The organism is Pseudomonas bubulae, assembly GCF_900618535.1.
Classification (GTDB): Bacteria; Pseudomonadota; Gammaproteobacteria; order Pseudomonadales; family Pseudomonadaceae; genus Aquipseudomonas; species Aquipseudomonas bubulae.
Genome location: NZ_UYJA01000010.1, coordinates 1 through 9,761 on the forward strand (window position 1 = coordinate 1; position 9,761 = coordinate 9,761).

10 protein-coding genes and 1 pseudogene are annotated in these 9,761 nt (G+C 59.4%); 9 read left to right on the forward strand and 2 right to left on the reverse strand.

Translation table 11 applies throughout. The features are described from left to right. Together PPTH39_RS23295 and PPTH39_RS23300 are read left to right on the forward strand one after the other, a co-directional pair. Positions 1-513: electron transfer flavoprotein subunit alpha/FixB family protein (locus PPTH39_RS23295; protein WP_198417426.1), on the forward strand; the 513-nt coding region annotated here is incomplete at its 5' end. Between the two features lie 196 nt (positions 514-709). Next, positions 710-1,171 (forward strand): hypothetical protein, encoded by a 462-nt coding sequence (locus PPTH39_RS23300; RefSeq protein WP_095018427.1) that lies wholly within the window; start codon positions 710-712, stop codon positions 1,169-1,171. A 52-nt stretch (positions 1,172-1,223) separates the two neighbouring features. Here the strand turns inward: PPTH39_RS23300 and PPTH39_RS23305 are convergent, their stop codons facing one another. Together PPTH39_RS23305 and PPTH39_RS23310 are read right to left on the reverse strand one after the other, a co-directional pair. Next, positions 1,224-1,553 carry a hypothetical protein gene (locus tag PPTH39_RS23305; RefSeq protein WP_094999986.1) on the reverse strand — a complete coding sequence of 110 codons (330 nt, stop codon included), beginning with the start codon at positions 1,551-1,553 and terminating at the stop codon, positions 1,224-1,226. Between the two features lie 539 nt (positions 1,554-2,092). Next, a complete protein-coding gene (locus PPTH39_RS23310) occupies positions 2,093-3,427 on the reverse strand; it encodes an amidohydrolase (protein ID WP_095018428.1) in 1,335 nt (444 codons plus the stop codon). Between the two features lie 191 nt (positions 3,428-3,618). On the opposite strand from PPTH39_RS23310, the gene PPTH39_RS23315 reads away from it, so the two are divergent. The 7 genes and pseudogenes from PPTH39_RS23315 to PPTH39_RS23570 form a co-directional block, all read left to right on the forward strand. Further along, positions 3,619-4,575, forward strand: a complete 957-nt coding sequence (locus PPTH39_RS23315; RefSeq protein WP_095023288.1) for an AraC family transcriptional regulator — start codon at positions 3,619-3,621, stop codon at positions 4,573-4,575. 214 nt (positions 4,576-4,789) lie between these two features. Further along, positions 4,790-6,148: a benzoate 1,2-dioxygenase large subunit gene (gene benA, locus PPTH39_RS23320; protein WP_130872537.1), complete on the forward strand. Its 1,359-nt coding sequence runs from the start codon at positions 4,790-4,792 to the stop codon at positions 6,146-6,148. Continuing rightward, the gene (benB, locus tag PPTH39_RS23325) at positions 6,145-6,633 is read left to right on the forward strand and encodes a benzoate 1,2-dioxygenase small subunit (protein WP_094999990.1); all 489 of its coding nucleotides are present in this window, start codon (positions 6,145-6,147) and stop codon (positions 6,631-6,633) included. Before benA ends, benB begins: the two co-directional genes overlap by 4 nt. Positions 6,634-6,702: 69 nt before the next feature. Beyond that, positions 6,703-7,713, forward strand: a complete 1,011-nt coding sequence (benC, locus tag PPTH39_RS23330; protein ID WP_130872538.1) for a benzoate 1,2-dioxygenase electron transfer component BenC — start codon at positions 6,703-6,705, stop codon at positions 7,711-7,713. A 20-nt stretch (positions 7,714-7,733) separates the two neighbouring features. Then, complete coding sequence (locus PPTH39_RS23335; RefSeq protein WP_095018430.1) at positions 7,734-8,495, forward strand: 1,6-dihydroxycyclohexa-2,4-diene-1-carboxylate dehydrogenase; 762 nt, start codon at positions 7,734-7,736, stop codon at positions 8,493-8,495. A gap of 27 nt (positions 8,496-8,522) precedes the next feature. Next, positions 8,523-9,638: pseudogene (locus tag PPTH39_RS23340) on the forward strand (muconate cycloisomerase family protein); the annotation flags it as partial. A 39-nt stretch (positions 9,639-9,677) separates the two neighbouring features. Further along, a partial coding sequence (locus tag PPTH39_RS23570; RefSeq protein WP_232527689.1) for a muconolactone Delta-isomerase family protein occupies positions 9,678-9,761 on the forward strand: 84 nt, incomplete at its 3' end.

Here is a 9,761-nt window from a genome sequence, read left to right on the forward strand (position 1 = left end):
GCGCCGGTCAAAGTGATCACCGTACGCGCCACCGGTTTCGACCCGGTTGCTGCGCAAGGTGGTTCGGCAGCGGTTGAAGCGGTTGCAGCGGTTCACGATGCAGGCACTTCGTCGTTTGTTGGCGAAGCGCTGGCCAAATCGGACCGCCCGGAACTGACCGCTGCCAAAATCGTCGTCTCGGGCGGGCGTGGCATGCAGAGCGGTGACAATTTCAAGTACCTGTATGCGCTGGCCGACAAGCTGGGCGCTGGTGTGGGTGCATCCCGTGCTGCAGTTGACGCGGGTTTTGTACCCAACGACATGCAGGTCGGCCAGACCGGCAAAATCGTTGCGCCACAGCTGTACATTGCGGTCGGTATTTCTGGCGCGATCCAGCATCTGGCCGGGATGAAAGATTCCAAGGTGATCGTTGCGATCAACAAGGACGAAGAAGCGCCGATCTTCCAGGTGGCCGATTACGGCCTGGTAGCGGACTTGTTCGAAGCTGTGCCTGAGCTGGAGCAGGCGATCTAACTTCTGTAGGGGACGGGTTCGCCCGCTCCCGCAGGAATAAAGCCATCTGCTTGCAGCACAACTTTTGCCACAATCCGTTTTGTAGTTCTATAGATGCAAGTACAAGTTCGAGTGTAGATTCCCGACGGTAATATCCCATCCTTAATTACGTTGTATCGAGGGTAAGACTATGTCGGGTAACTTCTCCAGGAATGTAATGAATACTCTTGTGGTTGCGCTTAGTTTGGCGTTTACCGGTTCTGCACTGGCCGATACGGCAGTCAATGATCCGCTGTATATAACCGGCAACTATAAATGCACAGGGTTTGACAGTCATGACGGGGCCTTCAAGGGCGACCTGAGTGTCAAAGTGAATGAGAAATCCAGCAACTTCAGCCAGAACTTCGGCGCTTATACCTTCACGCTTGAAGTGGATCTTGGAGGCGACAAGGCCACTTATTCAGGCTACGCCGCCGCCCAGGGTCAGCAATTAGCAATGTATTTTGCCAATGACAGCCAGGAGGCCGCCACGGATCGAGGCATCGGGCTTGCGACCATTACCCGTGACCAGGACAGCAAGGGGCAATACACTACCACGCTGCACAAGTCATACTATGCGCCCGACTACAATGGCGGTGGCCATGGTACGGAAACATGCATTAAAACCCCGCAAGTTTGAAATTGAAAAAGCCCCGGAGATTATCCGGGGCTTTTTTGTACGGCCCGGGTTATCAGCTGTAGCTGTTAACTTTTACCAGGGCAGGCTCGGTTTGAGCCTTTTGCCAGGTCAGGGTCAGGGTTTGCAGCACGCGCGCCATATAGTCGCTATCGGCCGCAGCCTTCTTGCCCACGTAGCCTTGGCCACGGCGGTACATTTTGAGGTGGGCGCGCATTTGTGGACGTTCCTCCTCGAATCTGGTTTCTTCCTTGCACGACGTCACGGGATCGATACGTACATCGCCAGCTTCGCTGATCCACAGGATATGGTCGTTCAGCGTGTCTTTCTGGGCGGCGAAGAGTCGAGCCAGCTCGTTAACAGTCGGTTGGTTATTCAGGTTCATGGCTAACTCCTTGACTACTCGTTGATCTGTCTAATTGATTCGCGCAACTGCACATGCAGCGCTACGTAGTGTCCATCCAAAGCAGATCTGTCTTGAGTTCGTCATATGTAGTAGTAAAACCCGGCACTACATACAGAGCGTAAAGCGAAGGAGAGCAGCGTGAACCAGGATGCCTGAGTGACATGACGCATCAGCCACAAGCTTCTTGAGGACGTTTCGCTAGCCCCTGTCGTCTTTGACGCGGACGATCAAGCCAGGTCAGCTTCATCAATTCTGCCTTGTGGGCAGTACCTATCCCGGAACAGCCCGACAGCTCGTCGAGCATGCTTGCAACAACCCTTTCCAGCGCTTCCGGTGGGGAAGACGTCTGCATAATGCTGGGGGAAAATCGAGCCGTCAATACTTATGTAGTGATTATTTTATGGCACTACATATGTGACTGGCGGGTCGATTTTCAGCATGCCGGTCATCCCCGATAAATGCCCCAACCGTAGCCGATACCCCCGTTATTTCGGCAGTTCAAGGTAGGCGAGCCCTACTCAGTTGCTGTTGCGCACCCGCCCCGGGTAATTCATCACAAATTGCACATGAGCCTTCACGCCCGTGGCCAGGGTGGCATCGTCGGCGGTGAAGTAGGGGCTGTGGTTGTTCGCGACCTTGCTCATGTCCTGCCCTTCAGGCGTAGCGCCCAAAAATACGAACAAGCCCGGGACTTTTTCGGCGTAGTAGGAGAAGTCTTCGCTGGGCGACAGGGACGCCGGCAGCAACTGCACCTTGCCTGGCGCAGCCAGTTCCAGTGCCGGGACCATCGCGGCGGTAAGCTGCGGGTCGTTGCTGGTGACCGGCGCATGATTGACCAGCAGCAGGCTGGCTTCGGTCTCGTAGGCACTGGCAATGCCTTGCACCAGGGGTGGCATCTTTTTCAGCAGGGTGTCGCGCACTGCCGCGCTGTTGCTGCGGATGGTGCCGGTCATTTCCACGCTTTCGGGAATGATATTGGCTGCAGAACCGGCATTGACGGTGCCAACACTGATCACGCCCATCCCCTGGGTCAGATCAGCCCGGCGGCTGACCAGGGTTTGCAGGCCGTTGATAATGCCTGCGCTGGCTACTACCGGGTCGACGCCGCTCCAGGGGGCCGAGCCATGGGTTTGCTGGCCTTTGACGATGATGCGAAAACCGTCGCTGCTATTGAGCACGGTACCGGCCTTGTAATACAGATGACCGGTGGGGTAACCCGCCATCACATGCACGCCGAATATGGCTTCGACCTTGGGGGAGTCCAGGGCGCCGTCGCGGATCATCGCCTGGGCACCCACCAGGGTTTCGGTTTCGAATTCGTCCAGGTCTGCCGCGCCTTCTTCAGCGGGCTGGAACAGGAATACCACGGTGCCGGCGACCTGATCGCGATGCTCGGCCAGCACTCTGGCTGCACCCAGCAGCATGGCGGTGTGGGTGTCATGGCCGCAGGCGTGCATCACCGGTACGGTCTTGCCCAGGCGCACTCCCGTGGCCGTGCTGGCCCAGGGCAGGCCGGTCATTTCCTTGACCGGCAGGGCGTCCATATCGGCGCGCAGGGCCATCACCGGGCCAGGCAGGCCACCCTTGAGCACGGCCACTACACCGGTCTTGCCCACTTGGGTGCGCACCTGCAAGCCCAGGCTTTTGAGTTGCTCGGCGACCAGGGCGGCGGTCTTGAATTCCTGATTGCCCATCTCCGGGTTCTGGTGGAGGGTGTGGCGCAGGGAGATTACCTGCTCATTGACCGTCGCGACGGCGGGGTCGACCCAGCTCAGGTCAGCCGCATGGCCGGTGCTGGTCAGCGTGCTCAACAGTGCGAGGTACAAAGGGGCATGGCGAAGGCGGGGCAGCATTGAAGGTCTCTTGTTTGTTGTTTTTAGGGCGCTCAGGGTAAGCCAGTTTTTCGCACAGGCGGCGCAACCGCCGGGCTAAAAGCGTTCGATTACCGCCCATTAGCCGAGTGTCCAATTGCCCTGCCATTGCCGTCGTGCTTACTCTGGCGCAGACAACACCCATAATAATGACAACACCGAGTACCTTGCCGATGGATAGCCGCCTGCTGAGTGAACGCAGTAGCGTGTTCCGACACGCCGACCCACATGCCGTGTCCGACTATGTAAACCAGCATGTTGGCCAGCACTGCATCGGCCTTTCCAGAACCACCCGGCCGCTGGCCAGCCTCAATCACCGTAAATTCGCCGAGCTTGATCTGTGCCGGATCAGTTATGGCGGCAGTGTGCGCGTGACCTCGCCCGCACTGGAAACCATCTTTCACTTGCAGGTGCTGCTCAGCGGCAATTGCCTGTGGCGCGGCCCGAACCGCGAGCAGCACCTGGTGCCGGGGGAGTTGCTGGTGATCAATCCGGATGATCCGGTCGATTTGACTTACTCTCAGGATTGCGAAAAGTTCATCCTCAAAATACCGGCCAAATTGCTCGAATCGGTGTGCGACGATCAGCGTTGGCGGCGGCCGTCAGGCGGTGTGCGCTTTATGCGCAATCACTACCGGCTCGATGAGCTGGAGGGCTTTATCGGTTTGCTGGGCATGGTGTGCCAGGAGTCCGAGGCCAGCGATCCGCTGCTGCGGGTGCAGGAGCACTACACGCAGATTGTCGGCAGCAAGCTGTTGACCCTGATGCAGACCAATATCAGCCGTGAAAACCTGGCATCAGCCAGTGCCGGTCTTGAGCGCATACTCGATTACATCGAGCGCAATCTCAAACAGGAACTCAACGGTGAAGACCTGGCAGCACAGGCCTGTATCAGCCAGCGCTCGTTGTACAGCCTGTTTGAGCGCCAGTTGGGCGTGACGCCCTTGCAGTACATTCGCCAGCGCAAACTTGCGCGGATTCATGCCTGCCTGAACGACCCGAGCTGCACGGTACGCAGCCTCACAGAGCTGGCGCTCGATTACGGTTTTATGCACTTGGGCCGTTTTTCCGAAAGCTACCGTTTGCAGTACGGCGAGCTGCCTTCAAGCACCTTCAAGCGCCGGCACTGAGCAACGGCTTTTGTGGGAGCGGGCTTGCTCGCGATGGGATCGCTGCGGTGTCAGCGGAACACCGCGCTGCCTGGATCGCGAGCAAGCCCGCTCCCACTGAAATACCCGTCTTGCCTGCACTAACCGGATAACGATCCGCAGTAAACGGATAGTGCCCCGGACATCGACTCCCTAACCTGACCCGGCCTGGATAATAACAACGGAGGCCCTGGCCATGTCCCTGGGTATCGATTACTTGAATGCCATGCTGGAAGACGACAAAGACAAGGGTATCTACCGCTGCAAGCGTGAGATGTTCACCGACCCCGACCTCTTTGAACTCGAAATGACCCATATCTTCGAGGGCAACTGGATCTACCTCGCCCACGAGAGCCAGATCCCCAACGTCAACGACTTCCTGACCACCACCATGGGCCGCCAGCCGATTTTTATCGCGCGTAACAAGGCCGGTGAACTCAACGCCTTTCTCAACGCCTGCAGCCATCGCGGCGCCATGCTGTGCCGGCACAAAACCGGCAACCGCGCCAGCTATACCTGTCCGTTTCACGGCTGGACCTTCAACAACAGCGGCAAGCTGCTCAAGGTCAAGGATCCGGGTGCCGCCGGTTACCCCGAAGGCTTCAACTGCGAAGGCTCCCATGATTTGACCAAAGTGGCCCGCTTCGAGTCCTATCGCGGCTTTCTGTTTGGCAGCCTCAACCCCAATGTGAAATCCCTGGCCGAGCATCTGGGTGAATCCGCCAAGATCATCGACATGATCGTCGACCAGTCCGCCGATGGCCTGGAGGTGCTGCGCGGTGCCAGTTCCTATATCTACGAAGGCAACTGGAAACTGACCGCCGAAAACGGCGCCGATGGCTATCACGTCAGCTCCGTGCACTGGAACTACGCGGCCACGCAAAACCAGCGCACCCTGCGTGAAGCGGGTGAAGAAATCAAAACCATGAGCGCCGGCAGCTGGGCCAAGGGCGGCGGCGGTTTCTACTCCTTCGACCATGGCCATCTGCTGCTCTGGACTCGCTGGGCCAACCCCGAAGATCGTCCGGCCTACGAGCGCCGCGACGAACTGGCCCGTGATTTCGGCCAGGCCCGTGCCGACTGGATGATCGAGAACTCGCGCAACCTGTGCCTGTACCCCAATGTGTACCTGATGGACCAGTTCAGCTCGCAAATCCGCATTGCCCGGCCCATCTCCGTGAATCAGACCGAGATCACCATCTACTGCATCGCGCCCAAAGGCGAAAGCAGTGAGGCGCGCACCAAGCGCATCCGTCAGTACGAAGATTTCTTCAACGTCAGCGGCATGGCCACTCCGGACGATCTGGAAGAGTTCCGCTCCTGCCAGACCGGTTACGGTGCAGGTCGCGGCTGGAATGACATGTCCCGCGGGGCCGAACACTGGGTCGAAGGCGCCGATGCCGCCGCCGCAGAAATCGACCTCAAGCCGCTGTTGTCCGGGGTGCGTACCGAAGACGAAGGCCTGTTTGTGCTGCAACATAAATACTGGCAGCAAACCATGCTCAAGGCGGCTGGCGGCGAGCCCGCGCTGATCCCCGTGGAGGCTGTGCAATGAACAGCCTTTACCCCATTGTGCGGGATTTTCTGTACCGCGAAGCGCGTTACCTGGACGACGGCCAGTGGGATCAGTGGCTTGAGCTGTACGCCGCCGATGCCAGTTTCTGGATGCCGTGCTGGGATGACAACGACCGCCTTACCGAAGACCCGCAAAGCGAAATCTCGCTGATCTGGTACGGCAGCCGCGGTGGCCTGGAAGATCGCGTGTTCCGCATCAAGACCGAGCGCTCCAGCGCGACCGTGCCCGACACCCGCACTTCGCACAACCTGAGCAATATCGAGATCGTCGACCAGGCCGACGGCCTGTGCCAAGTGCGTTTTAACTGGCACACCCTCAGCTTTCGCTACAAGACCACCGACAGCTACTTCGGCACCAGCTTTTACACCCTCGACATGCGCGGCCCACAGCCGCTGATCAAGGCCAAGAAAGTCGTGCTCAAGAATGACTACGTGCGTCAGGTCATCGACATCTACCACATCTGATCAAGGCTGTGATGCGTGCCTGAGAGTGCCTGTGGGTGCCCGGGCCGGGCATTGCCTGCGAGGTACATTATGAGTTTTCAAATTGCCCTCAACTTCGAAGACGGAGTTACCCGTTTTATCGAGACCAATGGCCAGGAAACCGTCGCTGACGCCGCTTACCGCCAGGGCATCAATATCCCGCTGGACTGCCGCGACGGTGCCTGCGGTACCTGCAAGTGCTTTGCCGAAGCTGGCCGCTACGAGCTGGGCGAGGACTATATCGAAGACGCCCTCAGCGCAGAGGAGGCCGGGCAGGGCTATGTGCTGACCTGCCAGATGCGCGCCGCCAGCGACTGCGTATTGCGGGTGCCTGCTTCTTCGACCTTGTGCAAGACCCAACAGGCCAGTTTTGATGCCGTTATCAGCAATGTGCAGCAGTTGTCCGAGAGCACCATCGCTCTGTCGATAAAGGGCGAGTCCCTGGGCAGCCTGGCGTTTTTGCCGGGCCAGTATGTCAACCTGCAGGTACCCGGTAGCGGGCAGAGCCGGGCCTATTCCTTCAGCACCCTGCAAAAGGATGGCGAGGTCAGCTTCCTGATCCGCAATGTCCCGGGCGGGCTGATGAGCAGCTTTTTGACAGGCATCGCCAAGGCTGGCGACAGCATGACCCTGGCGGGCCCTTTGGGCAGCTTTTACCTGCGTCAGATCCAGCGGCCCTTGTTGTTGCTGGCAGGTGGTACCGGGCTGGCGCCGTTCACCGCCATGCTGGAAAAAATCGCCGAGCAGGGCAGTGCCTACCCGGTTCATCTGATCTACGGCGTGAGCAACGACTTCGATCTGGTGGAGCTGGATCGCCTGCATGCCCTGAGTGAGCGCATCGCCAATTTCAGCTTCAGCGCCTGCGTGGCCAACCCGCAGAGCCTGCACCCGCTCAAGGGCTATGTGACCCAGCATATCGAGCCGGGCCATCTCAACCAGGGCGACGTCGATGTGTACCTGTGCGGCCCGCCGCCGATGGTGGAAGCGGTCAACCTGTATATCCGCGAGCAGGGCATTACCCCGGCCAATTTCTACTACGAGAAGTTTGCCGCTGCGGCCTGACACTTTGATTGGAGCTAGCCATGAACAACCGATTCCACAACAAGGTCGCGCTGGTTACCGGCGCCGCCCAGGGCATTGGCCGTCGCGTGTGCGAGCGTCTGCTGGGCGAGGGCGCGCAAGTGATTGCGGTGGACCGTTCCGAGCTGGTCTTTGAGCTGCAGGGCGAAGGCGTGCTGGCCCTGACTGCCGATCTGGAGCAATACACCGATTGTGTGCGGGTGATGGCTGCAGCGGTGAATACCTTTGGCCGCCTCGATGTGCTGGTCAACAACGTGGGCGGCACCATCTGGGCCAAACCGTTCGAGCATTACCGGGCCGAGGAAATCGAGGCCGAAGTTCGTCGCTCGCTGTTCCCCACTCTGTGGTGCTGCCATGCGGCGCTGCCCTACATGCTCGAACAGGGCAGCGGGGCGATTGTGAATGTTTCTTCAATCGCCACCCGCAGCGTCAACCGCGTTCCTTACGGCGCGGCCAAGGGCGGCGTGAATGCATTGACTGCCTGCCTGGCGTTCGAGAATGCCCAGCGCGGGATTCGCGTCAACGCCACTGCCCCCGGGGGCACTGAGGCACCACCGCGGCGGATTGCGCGCAATGAGAACGAGCAAAGCCCCGAGGAGCAAGTCTGGTACCGGCAAATCGTTGACCAGACCCTCGACAGCAGCCTGATGAAACGTTACGCCAGCCTCGATGAGCAGGTCGGCGCGATCCTGTTTCTGGCCAGCGACGAAGCCTCCTATATCACCGGCGTAACCCTGCCGGTGGGTGGCGGCGACCTCGGCTGACTTCTCTGATAAAAAAGGACAACTGCCATGAGCCAAATTCTGATTGAAAGCCTGACGACCCTGATCGTCGATCTGCCCACCATCCGCCCGCATACGCTGGCCATGCACACCATGCGCAAACAGACCCTGGTGATTGTGCGCCTGCGTTGCAGCGACGGTATCGAAGGTGTCGGTGAAGCCACTACCATCGGCGGCCTGGCCTACGGTTACGAAAGCCCGGAAAGCATCAAGGCCAATATCGATGCGCATCTGGCACCGATGCTGGTGGGCAAGCCAGCGGCCAATATCAACGCCACCATGCACAGCCTGGACAAGATTGCCAAGGGCAATACCTTTGCCAAATCGGGTATCGAAAGCGCGTTGCTCGACGCCCAGGGCAAGCGCCTGGGGCTGGCGGTCAGCGAGTTGCTGGGCGGGCGCGTGCGCGACAGTCTGGAAGTGGCCTGGACCCTGGCCAGCGGTGACACTGCCCGTGACATTGCCGAAGCCGAGCAGATGCTCGACCTGCGACGCCACCGCATCTTCAAATTGAAGATCGGTGCCAACCCGCTGGAGCAGGACCTCAAACATGTGCTGGCGATCAAAAAGGCCCTGGGTGAGCGCGCCAGTGTGCGGGTTGACGTCAACCAGTATTGGGACGAGTCCCAGGCCATTCGTGGTTGCCAGGTGCTCGGTGACCACGGTATCGACCTGATCGAACAGCCGATTTCCCGGGCTAATCGTTCAGGGCAGGTGCGTCTGAATCTGCGCAGCCCGGCGCCGATCATGGCCGACGAATCCATCGAAAGTGTCGAGGACGCCTTCAGTCTGGCGGCGGACGGTGCGGCCAGTGTATTTGCCCTCAAGATCGCGAAAAACGGCGGGCCCCGTGCAGTGCTGCGCACTGCTCATATCGCCGAGGCCGCCGGTATCGCCCTGTATGGCGGCACCATGCTTGAAGGCTCGGTGGGCACCCTGGCCTCGGCCCATGTTTTCCTCACCCTCAAGCAACTGACCTGGGGCACCGAGCTGTTCGGGCCACTGCTGCTGACCGAAGACATCGTCACCGAGGCGCCGCAGTACCGTGATTTTGAGCTGCATATCCCGCGCACTCCAGGCCTGGGCCTGACGCTGGACGAAGAGCGCCTGGCCCGTTTTAGCCGCTGCCACAGCCACTTCCCCTATTTCTTCAAGGAGAGCCCCATGCTTTTCCACGTAAAAATGACCGTAAATCTGCCCCTGGACATGGACCCGACCAAGGCCGCAAAACTCAAAGCCGACGAAAAG